Here is a 17,855-nt window from a genome sequence, read left to right on the forward strand (position 1 = left end):
AATATTTATATATTAAGGAATATACTTTATCCCTATTATTGAGTTTCATATTAAGAAGTTGTAATATTATATCATAATAGTTAATACTAAATGTCATAGGGAAAAGAGGGGTAAATATGAGTAAAGTTTTATATGTAATGGCGACACCTAAGAATCATGAAGAGTCTTATACCTTAACCTTAAGTAATAAGTTTGTAGAGGAATATAAAAAGTTAAATCCAGAGGATATTATAGTGAATTTAGATTTATATAAGGAGAAGGTACCACATCTTTCTAAAGAAGCAGTAGAGGATTATGGTAGATATGAGGGAGTCATAATGGAGAAAGCTAAGGAGTTTTCCTCTTATGATAAATACATATTTGCATTTCCAATGTGGAATTTAAGTGTTCCTTCTATTTTAAAAGCTTATATAGATCATATAATAGCTAGTGGGATAACTTTTGAATATAGAGATGGAATACCAGTAGGGCTTTTAAGTGGTAAGAAAGCACTAATTGTTGTTACAAGAGGGGGATATTATTCAGTTCCACCTTCAGATGAGTATGCTTTTGATACAACATTTATGAAGGCAATCCTTAAATTTATGGGAATAGAGGATTATGCTGAGCTTTTAGCAGAAGGGGCAGGAAGGGATAATCAAAGCCCTAAGGAACTTTTAGAGGAAAACATAGAGAAGCTATATAATTTATTAAAAGATTTTTAAAAGTAATAGAAAAGTTAGAAATATCCTTGACGTATCTTGCTTTAGGCAGAAGTATAAATTAATTTTAAAACTCTATAAGAGATCTAAATAAACAGGAAGGTAAACTATATCCTATAAGATGTACCTATACAATAAGAGGACATTATGTAGGATGAGTTTGCCTTTACTTTACTATAATTATAAAATATGGAATAATTACTTTAATGAGCTATAATATGTCAATTATTAGATTTTAATTAGTAATAGGGGGATGATATAATGATTAGCTTTATTAAAGGTGATAAAAATTTAATAAAGGACTTAAGTAAATTTATAGGAAATATAAATAAACATCCAGAAAAGAATATAGGCTATCTAGGGGAGGAGACTATAGAAATAGAAGAGAGCTTAAGAGAAGATTTTACAGAAGAAGATATGGAGAAAGCTTTTATTTTGGCTTATGAAAATAATAAATTAGCAGGAACTTTAGGAATAGATATTGATGAGGAAAAAGGAGTAGGAGAGGCTTTAGGACCATTTATAGAGGGTAATAACTATAAAGGAATGGAAAAAAGGCTTTTTATTGAGATAAACAAAATTTTACCATTGTCTATTAAAAGAATAAATATGTATTTTAATAAAGAGAACATAATGTGCAAAGACTTAAGTGGGATGTTACTAGGAGAACATTTACAAGATATATATTATATGTCCTTAAGCAAAGAAGATTTTAAGATAATGGACAATGGAAAGGAAAGAGAATTAGAAAAAGAGGATTATGATGATTTTATAAAACTTCATGAAAGTTTTTTTAAGGATTCTTATTATAGTGGAAAAGATATTATTAATAGGTTAAATGAAAATAAGAAGATTTTTGTATTAAAAGATGAGGTTTTAAGAGGATATATTTGTGTAGAGTATAAGGAAAAATTTAAGGAAGGTATTGTAGAGTTTATAGGAGTTAAAGAGGAATTAAGAGGAAAAGGAATAGGGAAGAAGCTGTTATCCTTAGGAGTTGATTGGCTATTTTCTAAGAAAAATTTAGAAAATATAAGGCTTACTACTTCTATAGATAATAAAGCTTTTTATTTATATAAGTCTTTAGGATTTAACATAGAAAAGACATTGTCTTATTATAAAATAAATAGAGAAAATATTAAGTTGTTAAAAGAGTGATGAGGTAATAGGGCTTTAGTAAGATTATTAGAGTGTACTAATAAAAGTTAAGGATAATAGGATAAACAATTCTTCTTAACTTTTATAAATATAGATTTTATCACCTAAAAATTATTTAGTATCATAAATTAATATGAGTATGTTAGTTCAGTGATATAAAGAAATTATCATAGAAATATTAAAATGGTAATTTATACCCAAAGTTTTTTGTATATTATTTAAATAACTCTTATTTTTTTCAATTATATAAATTATAGATTAAGGGGTTTGATAATTAATTATAATAGATATATTATATAAATAGGGTCTAGATATTTAAGATGGGAGATGGTTTTGTGATTAATGAAAGAATAAGTAAGTTAAGAGATCTTATGAAAAAAGAGAATCTTTCTGCATTTATAATTCCTAGCAGTGACAATCACCAAAGTGAATACGTAGGAGATTATTTTAAGTCTAGAGAATTTATGTCAGGATTTACAGGTTCAGCAGGGACTTTAGTAGTAACTTTAAAAGAAGCAGGATTATGGACAGATGGAAGATATCATCTTCAGGCTAGTAGAGAAATTAATGGTACAGAAGTTAAGCTTTTTAAAATGGGAAATCCAGGGGTAATATCTTATACTACTTGGATAAAGGAATCCTTAGAAAAGGGAGAGACAGTAGGATTTAATGGATTGGTATTTTCCTTAAGCCAATACAAAAACTTATGTAAGGACCTAAATCCATTAGGGATAGAAGTAAGAGCAGTATCAGACTTAATAGATGATATCTGGGAAGGAAGGCCAACTATTCCTTGTGATGAAATTTTTGATTTTGATATAAAGTATTCTGGAGAATCTAGGGTTAGTAAGCTAGAGAGAATAAGAAAAGTAATGGAAGAGAAAAGGGTTTCTAACTATGTTATAAGTTCTCTAGATGATATAGCTTGGGTAACTAATCTTAGAGGAAATGATGTAAGACACAACCCTGTATTCTTAAGTTATCTAGTAATAGGATTAGAAGAAACAGCGTTATATGTAGATAAGTGTAAGGTTTCAAAAGAATTAGAAAGTATTTTAAATAAGGATGGAATTGCAGTAAAACCTTATGATGAAGTATTTGAAGATTTAAAAGTTTTAGATTCCAAGGAGTCTTTCTATTTAGATGGAGAGAAGACAAATGTATCTATATTTGATGCTATAAATAAAGAATCTAATATAGTAGAAGAAAGAAATGTAACTACTGATTTTAAGGCTATAAAAAATAAAGTGGAGATAGAGAACTTTATAAAATGCCATATAAAAGATGGTAGAGCAATGGTTAGATTTATATATTGGCTAAAAAATACTATAGGAAAAGAAGAAATAACTGAAATTAGTGCATCAGATAAATTAGAAAAGTTTAGAAGTGAAGAAGATGACTTTAAGGGCATAAGTTTTGATAGTATATCAGCTTATGAAGACAATGCTGCTATGCTTCACTACAAAGCCAAGGAAGAAAGTAATGCTAAGCTTTCTCCAAGAGGTTTCTATTTAATAGATTCTGGTGGACAATACTTAGATGGAACTACAGATATTACAAGAACTATAAGCCTTGGAGATATTACAGAGGAGCAAAGAGAAGACTTTACCTTAGTTTTAAAAGGACACATTGCTTTAGCTAAAGCTGTATTTTTAAGAGGTGCTACAGGACACAGCTTAGATATATTAGCTAGGGGACCTATTTGGGAAAAAGGATTAGACTATAGATGTGGAACAGGCCATGGAGTAGGATTCTTTTTAAATATTCATGAAGGTCCTCAAGGAATAAGAAAAGAGCAAAGTTCAATTACCCTTGAAGAAGGGATGATTTTAACCAATGAGCCAGGAATTTATAAGGATGGAAAACATGGTATTAGAACAGAAAACCTTCATGTAATTGAAAAAGTTGAAGAAAATGATTATGGAACATTCTTAAGATTTAACACCATAACTTATTGTCCTATAGAGTTAGATGTTATAAATAAAGACTTATTGTCCCAGGATGAAATACTATGGTTAAATAACTACCATAAAGAGGTTTATGACGTCCTTAGCCCAATTTTAGAGGAAGAAGAAAAGAATTGGTTAAAGGAAGCAACAAGAAGTATTTAACTTTAAAAGGTTAAATAATAGAAGGGCATTATTTTTAGAATCAAATTAAAGATTAAGAAAATATTATAAAAACACTATGAGTATTATAGAAATTTAGTAATGCTCATAGTGTTTATTTTTATTTTTGAATTTATGATACAATGTTTTACAAATTAAATAATAGATGAAAAACTAAATTTGATTTAATCATAAACTAAATGTTATATTAAATAAGTGGAAAATAACTAATGAAGGGAGAAACCTATGAAGGAAAAAAATAATGTTTTTTTAATTGAACTAGGAATAATATTACTTTTAACAGCACTTATAAATATAAGAATATTTATTTGGTTAGTAGTTATCATAGCCATATATAAGGGATTAAAGAAATTTAAAGCAGAAAAAAAAGCTAAGGAAATTAAAGAAAGAGAAGAAAACAGGATAAGTTATGGCATACCAAAAGAAGCTAAAATCCTTAAAATTGTGGAATTTTATTATAAAGATATAAGTTTAACGGATATTAATACCCTATGGTGGGTTAAGGATAATAGGTTAAAAATAGTATCTAAAGACATAGAAGAGGATTTTAATATAATTGAAATTCCAATGATTGATATTAGCTACTTTGCTACTTTTGAGCAAGTTTATAATGACTTAAAAGAGCATGATAAGCTAGGAGACAGTAAGTTTTCAGATAGAGCTTTTTTTGGAGGCTCAGAATATAGTATAATGGACATACAAGAGATAAATCTTGATGTTTTAAATAAAAATCAGCTTCTTGTTAAATTTCAATTAGATGAAGAGGTAAGATATATATATTTAGAACCAAGTGAGTATGATACTTTAGTTCAACTAATTCCTAGTAAGGAGTTTAAAAACATAAAGTAAAAAGTAATTAGTTATATTATAAATAACAAATTAGGGAAGGTAGTATTTTTATACTACCTTCCCTAATATATTACGAAAAAATTCATTATATAAACTGAATTGTATTTATATCTAAATTATAGGTTACATCTTTTCTTTCTACTACAACCTTAATTTTTTCTCTTACCTCATCATTTTCCATTACTTTTGCTAATAATTCTTTAGTAGGATTTATACAATAAGGTATTCCGACAGATTTAAACATGGTAAAGTCTCCTGAAGTATCCCCATAGGCATAGCTTTTTGAAAGATCTATATTATATTTTTCTGACAACTCTTTTATTGCTTTTTCTTTACTTTCAGAATCCCACATAGGAATTATATCTCCAGTATAGTTATTCTCTTTATCTAAAAGGTATATGGATCCTCTATAATCATCCATATTGTATTTTGCAGACATCTCTCTTACTAATTCTATTGGAGAGCCAGATATGGCGATTACAGCATGACCTTGCTCTTTGTGCCATTTAATTCTTTCTCTAGTAAAGGTATATACCCTATCTCCCTTTTGTTCTATTACCTTTTTAGCAATATAGTCTATATGATATTTATTTATACCCTTTATAGCTTCTATATAGATATCTACCATTTTCAGTAGATAAGTATCATAATCACCTTGACGTTTATCCCATTTAACAAAGGCAGGCTTAACTTCTCTATACCATTTAACTTCATCTACTAATTCATATTTTATTATTTTCTTAAAAACTTCAGTTATTAATCCTTCTCTATATATTGTTCCATCAATATCAAAAAAAGCTGCTGTGTTCCCCATAATATTTACCTCCTTAGTTTTTTATATGCTATTGTATCACTTCTTACCATATGATTTCAAGAGTGATAAAAAATATAGGATAAAGAAATAGTATAAAATAGCTAAAGGAATATAGGTAATTAACAATTAAGGATAGCATATTTTAACTATATAAATCTTAAAAATTATGCATTATCCAACTATTAAGGAGAGTATTATAATAAGTAATTCTAGTATAAATATAACTACTATTGATTCCATAGAAAAAACTCCTGCTTTATTTTTATTCATATAAACACCTCATTTGTAATTGTCTACAAAGTAAGCAGAATTTATACAAAATAAGATAGTCTTATGAAATTTTCTTTATAAGAGAATTTCTAAAGGTTAATAATTAAAGTTTCAAATATAGTAATATCTATAGAAAGAGGTTAATTTTCAATAACCTCTATAAATTTTTCAGCAGCTGAGGACATAGAGATTCCTTTTTTAGTTGCAACTCCTATAACTCTTTTAGGAATAGGATCTTTAAGTTTAATCTCATATAATTCCTTAGATTCTAATTCATTATTAATATAGTCCTTTACTACGCAAGCAGCTCCTAAGCCTATTTTAGAAAATTCAACCAGAAGTTCTACAGTACTTAATTCTATTTCAGGGGATGGTATTACCCCTTGAGTAGAGAAATATGCATCTATGCGGTGCCTAGAGTTACCACCTTTTTCTAAGAGAAGAATAGGGCAACTAGAAACTAGTTCAGGTAAAGAAATGGATTTACTAGCTAAATTTTTATATTTTTCATTAACCACGAAACAATCCTGTAGATCTATTGTTTTTATAATATTAAGGGGCTTGTTTTTATTAATATCCATATTTAATATACCTATATCTATTTCACCCCATTCTAATAATTCAAGGATTTTATAGGAAGATTCATTGGTAATATTAATCCTTATATTAGGATAAAGCCTATTATATATTTTTAAGTAATTAATAAGAAAATACTTACATGCTGCATCACAAGCAGCTATTCTCACCTCACCAAAGGTAAGATTTTTAAGTTCCTTAAATTTTCTCTCTCCATTTTGAATAATTCCATATCCTTTTTCTATGTATTCAAATAACACCTTGCCTTCTAGGGTAAGGGAAACACCTCGAGGAGTTCTATAAAATAACTGTCCTCCTAATTTTTCCTCTAATGATTTTATAGAGTGGCTAACAGCTGGTTGGGAAGTGAAAAGCTCCTTAGAGGCTTTAGAAACACTTCCGAGTTTTGCAGTAATATAAAAAGTCCTGTAAAGTTCAAGATTAATATACATATAAAATTTTAGTATACCTCCTATATTAGATATTAATTTTACTTATATCATTATGTTAATTATAATTATTTCAGGACAGGGAATCAACAGATGAAAGCATAGGAGGGATATTTAATGAAAAGAATATGCGTTTATTCAGGATCTAATTTAGGTGGACGTGAGGAATATAAAAAAATAGCTAAATTACTTGGAAGGGAAATGGCTAAGAATAATATTGAACTAGTTTATGGTGGATCTAGAATAGGGCTTATGGGAGAGGTAGCAAATGAAGTTCTAAGTAATAATGGAAAAGTAATAGGGGTTATGCCTAAAGGTTTATTTTCAGGAGAAATGGTTCATAAGAATCTAACTAAGCTTATTGAAGTTAAAGATATGCATGAGAGGAAAAAAACTATGGCTGAACTTTCAGATGGATTTATAGCTCTCCCAGGAGGACTGGGAACCTTTGAGGAATTATTTGAGGTACTTAGCTGGGCACAACTTGGAATCCATGAAAAACCAATAGGCGTACTAAACATAGAAGGTTTCTTTAATGACTTTATAAATATACTTAAGACAGCATGTAGTGAAGGCTTTATGAAGGAATCAAATATGAAACTTCTATTATCAGCTAATGAACCATTAATATTAATAGAAAAAATGAAAAACTATGTTCCACCAGTAATGGAGAAGAAATGGAATCAGTTAGGTTAGAATAACTTATTTCTAAAGTAATTTATAAGTTTTAATTATTTATCTATTAAAATGGTGTTGATAATGTGATATTTTATTTAAAAGTAAATGAGTTTATTGCTTCAATGACTAAACTTAGAGGTGCCTAAAAATATTCTAATATATCTAGAAGTGATATTAAGATTGTATCCTATGGATAGTGAAGACATAAAATTATATAAAAATTTCCCTGGAAATAAAAGGAATATCATTTTGGGTAATAGTAGCTTAAAAATATAAATTTATATTGAATTATAATATAGAAAAGTCACCTTAACTAGAAAATAATATTTTCATGATTAAGGTGACTTTTTGATATTTTGGTGCCGATGGTGGGATTCGAACCCACATGGTTTCCCGTTCGATTTTGAGTCGAATGCGTCTGCCGTTCCGCCACATCGGCTTGGTTACTTGTTAATAATATCATAGATTTTTTAAAGTTTCAATAGTGTTTATGGATAAATTATGGAGTATAGGGATATATAGAACATTGTACTTAAAAGCTAAGAATATAACTCGTAGCTTTTAAATGCTTTATCATAGAATTATATTTTAAGTAAAAGCTTTATCTTTTAAAAGTTTATTTAGAGTTTAGAGGAATTTCATCTAAGTCATCTGGAACAAATATATTACCAGAGAAAAATTCTTTTCCTTCTTTAGAATATAGATGCTTTCTATTTAAAATATTTTTATCTTCTGTATGATATAGAATTATATTTTTAGCTTTTAGTATTTCACCATTTACACAGGCATCCTTAACCGTTGCATGGTGTTTTTCATAAGGCTTAAAGGTATCTCTTTCACTATATAGGCAGAAGGCCTCATGAAGAATATAGTCTTTATTATAACAATATTCATAAACATCATCTCTATAGGGTTCATCCCCTAAAAAGGTTAAGGTCATACCAGCCTCATCTTTTAAAGTGAATCCATATTGGAGTTCTTTCTTGCTGTTTATATCAAAGAAGGTGACTTTGCTATCTAATATACATAGGGAATCCCCATGCTCTATATAATGAAATAATATCCTTTTATCTAAAACACTATTAAATTTGTTCTGAAGTATTAAGGAGCATATAGTTCTTATGGTTTCCCCCACAGATTTATGACAATATATATTTAAGTTTCCCTCATAGTTTCCTCTTAAAACTCCTTGAGCTACACTACGTATTATCCAAGTTATACCGTTAATATGATCATTATGACAATGGGATATAAAAAGATTATGTATGTTGTTAATGCTTATATTTAATTTTTCAAGGTTAGAAAGTATTCCATTCCCTCCACCAGTATCTACAAGAAAGTGTTCTTCATTATGTGATAGAGTAAAGCAGGTGTTATAACATTTAGTAACCATCGCATTACCAGTACCTAATATATGTATCTTGTCCATAATTAAACCTCCAAAAGTTATATTTAAGAGTTTTTATAGGTATATAAAAACAATTGGGTAGTATCATGAAATTTAACTTGAATTAGAAATTATTTATTATAAAGGGTAATTTATCATATTCTAAATTATATTTTACAATGAAATTTAAGTAAAGTAGAATAGTTATATTTTAGATTAATAAAAAAACTGAAAATTAAGGTTTTACAAGATAAATAAGGTATAATATGAAAAGAAATCATGAAAAATCATAAAAAACTATTGTGGCCATTAGATAAATTTGCTACAATAAATATTGTTAGGCTGTATTTTGACCATGTGGGACGAAATATATCCCTATTTATTTTAATAAATTAGTTAAAAAATTAATTATATATATAAAAAATAAAAGGGTAGCCTACAAAGGTATTTGGTAATAAGCCATATTAGTTGTATAGGGAGGAGAATAAAACATGATTTACAGTACTGAAGTTTCAAACATGTGCTCTATTGCAAAGGGACCAAATCATGGATCAGCACCAATTCCTCAAGAAGGAAAATGGGTACAAGCTAAGGAAGTAAAGGATATATCAGGATTAACTCACGGAGTAGGCTGGTGTGCACCTCAACAAGGAGCTTGTAAATTAACTTTAAATGTAAAGGACGGAGTAATACAAGAGGCCTTAGTAGAAACTATAGGTTGTTCAGGTATGACTCATTCAGCTGCAATGGCATCTGAAATATTACCAGGAAAGACAATATTAGAAGCTTTAAACACAGACTTAGTTTGTGATGCTATAAATACAGCTATGAGAGAACTATTCCTGCAAATAGTTTATGGAAGAACTCAAACTGCATTCTCAGAAGGTGGACTACCTATAGGAGCAGGATTAGAGGACTTAGGAAAGGGTCTAAGAAGCCAAGTTGGTACAATGTACGGAACTTTAGCTAAGGGACCTAGATACTTAGAAATGGCTGAGGGTTATGTAACAAAGGTAGCTTTAGATGAGGAAGATCAAATAATAGGATATAAGTTTGTTCACCTTGGAAAGATGATGGAATTCGTAGGTAAGGGAATGGAAGCTAATGAAGCTTTAGAAAAGGCTACAGGACAATACGGAAGATTTGATGAAGCTGTAAAGGTTGTAGACCCAAGACATGAATAATTATTTGTAAGGAGGAATCTAACATGGCACTATTTGAAAGTTATGAAAGAAGAATAAATCAAATTACACCTGTCTTAGAAAAGTATGGAATAGCTTCTTTAGAAGAGGCTAGAGCTTTATGTGAAGAAAAGGGTATAGATGTTTATAATATAGTAAAAAGTACACAAACAATAGCATTTGAAAATGCTTGTTGGGCATATATTTTAGGAGCTGCTATAGCACTTAAAAAAGGATGTACAAAAGCTGCAGAAGCTGCAGAGGTTTTAGGAGAAGGACTTCAAGCTTTCTGTATACCAGGATCTGTTGCAGATGATAGAAAGGTTGGTCTTGGACACGGAAACCTAGGAGCTATGCTTTTAAGAGAAGAAACTAAATGTTTTGCTTTCCTTGCTGGACACGAATCTTTCGCAGCAGCAGAAGGAGCTATAAAAATAGCAGAAAAAGCTAACAAGGTTAGAAAAGAACCATTAAGAGTAATATTAAATGGTCTTGGAAAAGATGCAGCTCAAATAATATCAAGAATCAATGGATTTACTTATGTTCAAACTAAGTTTGATTACTATACAGGAAACCTTGAAATAGTAAGAGAAGTTCCATATTCTAAAGGACCAAGAGCAAAGGTTAAATGCTATGGAGCAGATGATGTTAGAGAAGGTGTTGCTATAATGCATCATGAGGGAGTTGATGTTTCTATAACAGGAAACTCTACAAACCCAACAAGATTCCAACATCCAGTTGCAGGTACTTATAAGAAGGAATGTATAGAAGCAGGTAAGAAATACTTCTCAGTGGCATCAGGTGGTGGTACTGGAAGAACTCTTCACCCAGACAACATGGCAGCAGGTCCAGCTTCTTATGGTATGACAGATACTATGGGAAGAATGCACTCTGATGCACAGTTTGCAGGATCATCCTCAGTTCCAGCTCACGTTGAGATGATGGGACTTATAGGAATGGGTAATAACCCAATGGTTGGGGCAACTGTTGCTGTAGCTGTTGCTATAGAAGAAGCTTCAAAGTAATAAAAATTAAAATACACGTTTTACACACACATTATTTACTATTAATTTAGTTAAATGTGTGTGTTTTTTATGTTCTTTTATAGGGGATGAATGCTTAGAAAATGAAAATACTAAATACTAATGACAAGATGTTTAGTGAAGGATTTGAGGAATCTTTAGAGAGTTTTAGGGTTAGAAATTTAAGATCTGAAACAATTAAACATTATGAAGAACCTTGTAAAAGCATAATTAAGTTTTTAGACAAAGATACCTCAATTAAAGATATTAATAAAAGTACAGTAAATGACTTTATAGCTTATTGCAAAAAAATCTAGATGTTGGAGAAATGACAGTTTACACGTATACAAGAGATTTGAAAACTATATTATATTATTTTAAAATTACTTTCCTCTTCTTTTTTCTTATGCTCTAAGTAGAGTTAATTTTGACCCACAGATAAAAATATGAATTAGTATAAAATATTGTAATATATATGTAAATATGGTATTGTATGTGGTGTGAAATGTTATATGAGGGGTTTGTTATATGTTTTGTTGGATATTAACTGGAGTAGGGATTTTATTTATAATATTTGTTATGGTAGGTTGGATTGTAGTAAAAAATCAAGAGAAAAAAAGATATGGAAATGTTGGGATATACTCAGTGACATATGCTGGAGGATGGAATAGATTATCTGAGGGAGTTTCTATGAAGTTCGTAGTATATGATAATAAAGTATTAATAGAAACCAATAACTCTATATATAAATTAGAAATAAATTACAATAGGTTGAAAGATATATACTTTAAGTCAGAAAAGGAAATTAAAGAAGATATAACATTATCAAGAATTGTCATGCTAGAACTTTTTGATTGGGGTGTAAAAAAGAAAAAAGAGTATATAAGAAACTTTCTAATAGTTGAATATTTAGATGCAGACGATAAAGAATGCATAATTATATTTGCACCAATTTTTCCTTTGCTTAATAAAAAATTATTGACTGATTTACATTCTAAGTTAGATAAATTTAAAGTTTACTAGAGATTTGTCTTATTTCAAAAGATGCGCTAGATTGTATGAAAAGCCTATAATAGAAATAACTTATGATGAAGGACAAGTTTTTTAAAATAGTATTTTCTGTAGTTGATGCAAGGAAAATATTGGAATGATAGAATGTTTTGATGAAGTAACTAAACTACCATGCCCTAAGTGTGGTAATGAATCTATACAATATTTGGAGTGCTTGTTAGATTAGTAATTACGTAAGTAAAATATTATAAGAATAAAGTTATTAAGGAGGCAAAGGATTGAGTAAGAAAAAGTATATTTTATTTATTTTATGTATTGTTTTAATTGTTTTCAGTGTAGTTTTTAACAAAGCAAAAATAAAAAATGAACCAGATGCTTTTATTGAATTGCTTTCAAACCAGCCTAATGACGGTATGGCTTATTGTTATGTTGTAAGCAGTGACAAGTATATACTAAAAAAAGATATCCCAGAACTGATGAAAATATTATCTTTAAATGAGTGGAAAAGAACAGACAAAGAAGCAAATGAAAAAACATCAAAGAATATTATTATAAATTTCAATGAATTTCCTAAAGGTAAAAATGAAGCAAATTTTGATTATAATATGGGGACGATAGTAATAGCTCAAATTGCTATTAATAAAGAAAGTAAGGTTGCATTTGATGGTTATGGTAATAAAGAAAATAGTTATTTTGTAGATAGCAATATGATAGATGCACTCCAAACTTTTATTGATGAAAAGTCTCTAAGTTATGATATGTTAACTAAGAAGTAATTAATGAATTTGATATAAAACATGAAATAACAATAAAGTTTAGTTTAGGCTGAGCATCAATGAGGGGGATTCCGTTCATTTGTTACTCAGCCTTTTTATTTTTTGCTATGATTAGTAATTTTTAGGATTTTGAATAAATGGAAAAACTTACTGTTAAATGGTATAATTGTACAATGATATTGGATATAGAGCTAAATAGTGGTCATAAAATAATGTTTAATTATCTATTATTCACTACTTCTAACTATAAATTAAAATCATACATATTTTGTTATTGGATATATCCATTCGAAATTATATTATTAGAGTATGTAATTGAGGATATTAGAACAAAGCTAAGAGAAGATTTGATAATTATTATGATAAATTCATGGAGGATAAGGGATGTTTAGTGATTTTGATTTAATATTAACTAACGGTTATCTTGTAGATGGTATAGGAGGAGAGCCAGTAAAAAATGCATGTGTTACTATTAAGGATGGGAAAATAGCATCAATTATTAAAAATAAAGAAATCCAAATAAAAGATATAGAATGTGAAGTGATTGATTTGGAGGGTAAAACAGTATTACCAGGATTTATAAATACTCATGTTCATATTAATTTTGCTGAACCTAGGTATATTAGAAAATGGCTTTATTCAGGGGTTACAACTGTAAGAGATATGGGGATATTAGATACCTTAGAGATTTCAGATGTGATAGAAAAAAGAAAGACAATACTTAATACAAATGAATTCCCTAGGCTTATAATTGCTGGTAAGTTTATTACAGCATTAGGGGGATATGGAGGAAGTGGTCCAATAGGAATTTCTACTGAGGAAGAAGCGATAAAAAAAGTAGATGAACTGTTGGATATGGGATGTGATCTTATAAAGACAGTTTTAGAAGATGGATATGATCCGAGCACTTTTGGACTTCCTAAATTGACTAAGAATTTATTAAAAGCTATATGCGATGAAGCACATAATAAAGGTGCTTGGGTTTCAGCACATGTATCGAAGGCAAAGAATTTAGAAATATTAGTTGATGCTGGAATTAATGAAGCAGCTCATAATGTGTGTGATAAAATATCTGATGAACTTATAGAAAAAATGGTTAAGAAAAATATTTACATGGTTCCCACTATGAATTTATATAAGGCATTTAGCGATAAGTATGCTGCACCATTTTATAATACTTGTATTGATAATCTTGTAAGGTTCAAACAGGCTGGGGGAAAAATTGCAATAGGAACTGATTTTATTGAAGAGGATTTACCTTGGTTTGAGTTAGGGATGCCATTATATGAATTACAATTATTAAAAGACGCAGGGTTAGATAACAATGAGATAATAATTGCTTTAACTAAAAATGGTTCAGAGGTAATAGGTTTAAGTGATAGAATAGGGACTATAGAAAAAAATAAAATAGCAGATATAATTGTGGTTAATGGTAATCCTTTAATGAATTTAGAATGTTTAAAAAATATAAATCTTATTATTAAAAATGGAGAAATTGTAAAAAATGATTTAGTTTTTTAAATGAAAAAGGAAATTAGTTATTATTATAATAGAATTAGTTTTAAGAAGATATGGGGAGTGATTAGAGTTAGATACATAAGATGATTAATGATTTTCATTATAACAAGTATTGAATAACAAAAAGGTTATGATACATATGTGAGATAACAATAAAGTTTGTTTTCGGCTGAGTAGCCATGAAGGTTTTCCTATTCATTGGGGGCTCAGCCTTTTTATTTTCCTGACTTTACATATGAGATACAGCGGTAAAAAATATAAATCTATATAGATTTTTATATAGACAACTAAATAGAAAGAAACCTTGCCAATCTTCGTAAAGATTAATTAAAAATATGGTTAAATTAAAATGTGGAATAATTTATAAAAATCAAGAGTCTTGGTATTTACCCGGTAGGGGTGTTAAAAAAGGTGAAACCTTTGAAGAAGCAGTAAGAAGAGAATTTAAGGAAGAATTAGATGGAGAGCTAGAGGAATTAAAATTATTTGGTGTATACAATAATTTTTATGAGAATAAAAATGATAGCATTGTGGTTTTTATATGTAATGATTTTACTTTTACAGGTAAAATAGATAGTGAAATTGAAAAATATGATTATTTTAAAGTTGAAGATCTTCCGGAAGGAATTTCTCCAGGAAGTAGAAAAAGGATTAATGAGTATTTAATCAATTCTTATCCTAATGTAGGAAGGTGGTAAATAGATATATACACGGCTTAGAAATTCAAGTGTTTAAGTAATAAATAAAAATTAGTTCAATTTGTTATTGCAATTTATAATTTAAAAATAGTTAAGTTATAGACTACTATGTTTATATTTATTCTATACATAAACATAGTTATTACAATGGACTAATACATTATATACTAGATATGCAAAGAAGGGATGAGTAAATATGAGAAGCGAAGAAGAAATTATGGATTCTATATTGAAGACTGCCAAGGAAGATGGTAGGATCCGTGCTGTATATATGTCTGGTTCAAGAATAGACCCTAATGCAACACATGATAAGTATTCAGACTTTGATATTGTTTATATTGTTAAAGACATTAGATCATTTACAAACAATGAACAATGGTTAGATGGTTTTGGAGATTTATTAATTATGCAAAAACCTGTTGATTGGTACAACCATTCATATGATTATAATAGCACTGAATCATTTACATACTTGATGCAATTTAAGGATGGTAATAGAATTGATTTGACCCTTATAGATATAAGAAATATTCAAGATACAATAAAGGATAGAGAACCTAGAGTTATCTTACTTGATAAGGATAAAATAGATGGATTAGATACTATTGAAGTTGGTAATTATTATTATATTCAAAAACCAACAGCAGAAGAGTTTAAGGATTGCTGTAATGAATTTTGGTGGTTAAGTATAAATGTTGGAAAAGGTTTATGTAGAGAAGAATTTATGTTTGTTAAGTCTCTTATGGAAGGATATGAAATGAATATGTTTTTAAAAATGCTAAAGTGGAAAATCGGAATTGATTATGATTTCTCAGTTTCAATAGGAAAACACTACAAGTATTTAAAGAGATATCTTAGTAAAAAGGATATGGATAGATTTACAAACTTATTTCCTAATGGCACATATAATGATATCTGGGATAAGTTTTTTGAAACGTGTAAGTTTTTTCATGAAATTGAATCTAAGGTGGCAATGTATTTTAAGTTTGAATATTTTAAGGATGAAGCAGAAAATATTATGGAATATCTTAATGCAATGAAAGAAGAAAAAACAATGGAAAATGGGTAGTAGGAAGGTTATTTTAGAGAAGAGATTTGTTAATATAAGTTTAATCTTCATATAACTTAATAGATTGATTTTATAAATTGGGGGAAATTTATATGCTTGGGTTTGAAATGCTGTTTTTTATTATCTTAGTTTTAATAATAGTTAAAGGAATTACCACTTATATTAAAAATGAAAATTCACCTATTGTATCTACAAAAGCACCACTTATTAAGAAAAAAAGAGACAGGCATACTCATACTGATGTTAATGGGGTTATGACAACAAACGAAACATTAATATTAGTATTTCAATTAGATACTGGTAGTGAAGTTAGTTTTAATGTTGGAGGCCGTATATTTAGAAATATTTCAGAATATCAGTGGGGAATTTTAACTTTTCAAGGTACACGATTCCTAAAATTTCAATGGGATAATGGAGAAGTAGAGAAATAGAAGTCTGATAAAAATAGAAGAAGCTTAGCCCCCGGCGAAGGTAGGCTAAGCTTCTGTAATTAGCACTGTTAAGTACCAACTGCATATTTATAATAACACTAAAATAAATTAATTGCAATAGAAATATTAAAAATATATAATAAATTTTATACTATAAAGAATTAAAGCGTTATCACCCATAATAAGATGGAACATATGAACTCGCCCTTTATGGGTTGATTTGAAAAAGTATATTCAATTATAAACCCAATACGTGTTATTATGTTGTAGAGGTGGTTATATGAATACATTGGGTGAAGTGTTAAAAAATGCTCGTAAGGAAAAGGGTTTGACCCAAGATCAATTAGGAGAAGAGATAGGGGTTAGTAAGCATACCATAGCTAAATATGAACAAAATCAAAGAGAGCCTAGTTTAGATATTATAACAAAGCTTATAAATTTTCTAGACTTAGACTTTTGGGATTTGCCTATAGGGGATAACCTTCAGCTAGATCCAGTTCCATACAAAGAGGGAGAAGAGTTTGGAAATAAAATATATGAACAGGTTAATAAGGATCGTCATGTAGAGAATTTCTTAAGAAATTCAAGTGTAGAAATTATATTTCATCAACTTTTTTATTACTCAAGTTCTTTTGGAGTTAAGAAAGGGATTAGGGGAGTCATTTTAGAGGAAGAAGATAGAATAAAGGAGAGGTTGGGGGAAAAGTATAATCCATTAGATTTTCATACAATATTTGAGAAGTTTAAATTTAATTTTCATAAGGATTTAGAAAGAGCTATATTAAATACAATAGATATAAAATTAAAGAATGCAAAAGAGGATGTAAAAAAATATACCTCAATAATACTAAAGGATATTTTGGGTAGTTATAAAGATTATGATGAATATCTAGAATTACTTATAGGATACAAAGATTTTCAAGATGTATCAGGAATAAGAACAAAACTAACAGCTACTATAAATATGATTAAAAGAGGTATGGACACTAAGCTCATTAGCGATATTTTAGGTGAAGAGGAAGAATTTGTTCTTAGGATAAGAAAAATACTAATAAAAAATAAAAATATAGTAAAGTAAGTTAATAGTCTTACTTAGGATTAGATAATATTATTAAAGCACAAATAGAGAGGGGAAACA

General features: G+C 28.7%; 19 protein-coding genes and 1 tRNA gene. 16 read left to right on the forward strand and 4 right to left on the reverse strand.

From position 1 onward, the window contains the following. The first annotated feature begins 116 nt into the window (after positions 1-116). The 4 genes from BR69_RS0106020 (at position 117) to BR69_RS0106035 (ending at position 4,837) form a co-directional block, all read left to right on the forward strand. Entirely contained in the window at positions 117-704 is a 588-nt protein-coding gene (locus BR69_RS0106020; RefSeq protein ID WP_027632380.1) for an FMN-dependent NADH-azoreductase, read from the forward strand. 258 nt (positions 705-962) lie between these two features. Then, positions 963-1,859, forward strand: a complete 897-nt coding sequence (locus BR69_RS0106025) for a GNAT family N-acetyltransferase (protein ID WP_027632381.1) — start codon at positions 963-965, stop codon at positions 1,857-1,859. A gap of 320 nt (positions 1,860-2,179) precedes the next feature. Next, entirely contained in the window at positions 2,180-3,970 is a 1,791-nt protein-coding gene (locus BR69_RS0106030; protein ID WP_034849436.1) for an aminopeptidase P family protein, read from the forward strand. 243 nt (positions 3,971-4,213) lie between these two features. Beyond that, positions 4,214-4,837 carry a hypothetical protein gene (locus BR69_RS0106035; protein WP_027632383.1) on the forward strand — a complete coding sequence of 208 codons (624 nt, stop codon included), beginning with the start codon at positions 4,214-4,216 and terminating at the stop codon, positions 4,835-4,837. Between the two features lie 85 nt (positions 4,838-4,922). Here BR69_RS0106035 and BR69_RS0106040 read toward each other — a convergent pair whose 3' ends face one another. Then, complete coding sequence (locus BR69_RS0106040; protein WP_027632384.1) at positions 4,923-5,651, reverse strand: HAD-IB family hydrolase; 729 nt, start codon at positions 5,649-5,651, stop codon at positions 4,923-4,925. A 410-nt stretch (positions 5,652-6,061) separates the two neighbouring features. Beyond that, positions 6,062-6,949 carry a LysR family transcriptional regulator gene (locus BR69_RS0106050; protein WP_027632385.1) on the reverse strand — a complete coding sequence of 296 codons (888 nt, stop codon included), beginning with the start codon at positions 6,947-6,949 and terminating at the stop codon, positions 6,062-6,064. A gap of 114 nt (positions 6,950-7,063) precedes the next feature. On the opposite strand from BR69_RS0106050, the gene BR69_RS0106055 reads away from it, so the two are divergent. Continuing rightward, positions 7,064-7,642 carry an LOG family protein gene (locus tag BR69_RS0106055; RefSeq protein ID WP_027632386.1) on the forward strand — a complete coding sequence of 193 codons (579 nt, stop codon included), beginning with the start codon at positions 7,064-7,066 and terminating at the stop codon, positions 7,640-7,642. Positions 7,643-7,981: 339 nt separating this feature from the next. Here BR69_RS0106055 and BR69_RS0106060 read toward each other — a convergent pair. Together BR69_RS0106060 and BR69_RS0106065 are read right to left on the reverse strand one after the other, a co-directional pair. Then, positions 7,982-8,063: transfer RNA gene (locus tag BR69_RS0106060), tRNA-Leu, on the reverse strand. A 177-nt stretch (positions 8,064-8,240) separates the two neighbouring features. After that, on the reverse strand, positions 8,241-9,053 hold the full coding sequence (locus tag BR69_RS0106065) for an MBL fold metallo-hydrolase (RefSeq protein WP_027632387.1): 813 nt from the start codon (positions 9,051-9,053) through the stop codon (positions 8,241-8,243). A 449-nt stretch (positions 9,054-9,502) separates the two neighbouring features. Here BR69_RS0106065 and BR69_RS0106070 point away from each other — a divergent pair, with 449 nt between their 5' ends. The 11 genes from BR69_RS0106070 to BR69_RS20055 all read left to right on the forward strand — a co-directional run bounded on the left by BR69_RS0106070 (position 9,503) and on the right by BR69_RS20055 (position 17,795). Continuing rightward, a complete protein-coding gene (locus BR69_RS0106070) occupies positions 9,503-10,195 on the forward strand; it encodes an iron-sulfur cluster assembly scaffold protein (RefSeq protein WP_027632388.1) in 693 nt (230 codons plus the stop codon). Positions 10,196-10,218: 23 nt separating this feature from the next. After that, a complete protein-coding gene (locus BR69_RS0106075) occupies positions 10,219-11,217 on the forward strand; it encodes a GGGtGRT protein (protein ID WP_027632389.1) in 999 nt (332 codons plus the stop codon). Between the two features lie 101 nt (positions 11,218-11,318). After that, positions 11,319-11,531, forward strand: a complete 213-nt coding sequence (locus tag BR69_RS0106080; protein WP_027632390.1) for a phage integrase SAM-like domain-containing protein — start codon at positions 11,319-11,321, stop codon at positions 11,529-11,531. Between the two features lie 211 nt (positions 11,532-11,742). Further along, complete coding sequence (locus BR69_RS0106085; RefSeq protein WP_027632391.1) at positions 11,743-12,237, forward strand: hypothetical protein; 495 nt, start codon at positions 11,743-11,745, stop codon at positions 12,235-12,237. Between the two features lie 266 nt (positions 12,238-12,503). Beyond that, positions 12,504-13,001, forward strand: coding sequence for a hypothetical protein (locus BR69_RS0106090; RefSeq protein ID WP_027632392.1), 498 nt, complete (start codon positions 12,504-12,506; stop codon positions 12,999-13,001). A 137-nt stretch (positions 13,002-13,138) separates the two neighbouring features. Beyond that, entirely contained in the window at positions 13,139-13,393 is a 255-nt protein-coding gene (locus BR69_RS0106095) for a hypothetical protein (RefSeq protein WP_027632393.1), read from the forward strand. Then, positions 13,386-14,522 (forward strand): amidohydrolase family protein, encoded by a 1,137-nt coding sequence (locus BR69_RS0106100; RefSeq protein WP_027632394.1) that lies wholly within the window; start codon positions 13,386-13,388, stop codon positions 14,520-14,522. The genes BR69_RS0106095 and BR69_RS0106100 overlap by 8 nt, the downstream gene beginning before the upstream one ends. Before the next feature lie 332 nt (positions 14,523-14,854). Beyond that, complete coding sequence (locus BR69_RS20050; protein ID WP_051623512.1) at positions 14,855-15,217, forward strand: NUDIX domain-containing protein; 363 nt, start codon at positions 14,855-14,857, stop codon at positions 15,215-15,217. Positions 15,218-15,413: 196 nt separating this feature from the next. Further along, positions 15,414-16,286 (forward strand): aminoglycoside 6-adenylyltransferase, encoded by an 873-nt coding sequence (locus tag BR69_RS0106110; protein ID WP_027632395.1) that lies wholly within the window; start codon positions 15,414-15,416, stop codon positions 16,284-16,286. A gap of 92 nt (positions 16,287-16,378) precedes the next feature. Beyond that, positions 16,379-16,717 (forward strand): DUF2500 domain-containing protein, encoded by a 339-nt coding sequence (locus tag BR69_RS0106115; protein WP_027632396.1) that lies wholly within the window; start codon positions 16,379-16,381, stop codon positions 16,715-16,717. A 280-nt stretch (positions 16,718-16,997) separates the two neighbouring features. Beyond that, positions 16,998-17,795, forward strand: coding sequence for a helix-turn-helix domain-containing protein (locus tag BR69_RS20055; protein WP_034849439.1), 798 nt, complete (start codon positions 16,998-17,000; stop codon positions 17,793-17,795). Positions 17,796-17,855 lie beyond the last annotated feature (60 nt).

Origin of the sequence: Clostridium hydrogeniformans DSM 21757 (genome assembly GCF_000686705.1) — a bacterium.
Classification (GTDB): Bacteria; Bacillota; Clostridia; order Clostridiales; family Clostridiaceae; genus Clostridium_Z; species Clostridium_Z hydrogeniformans.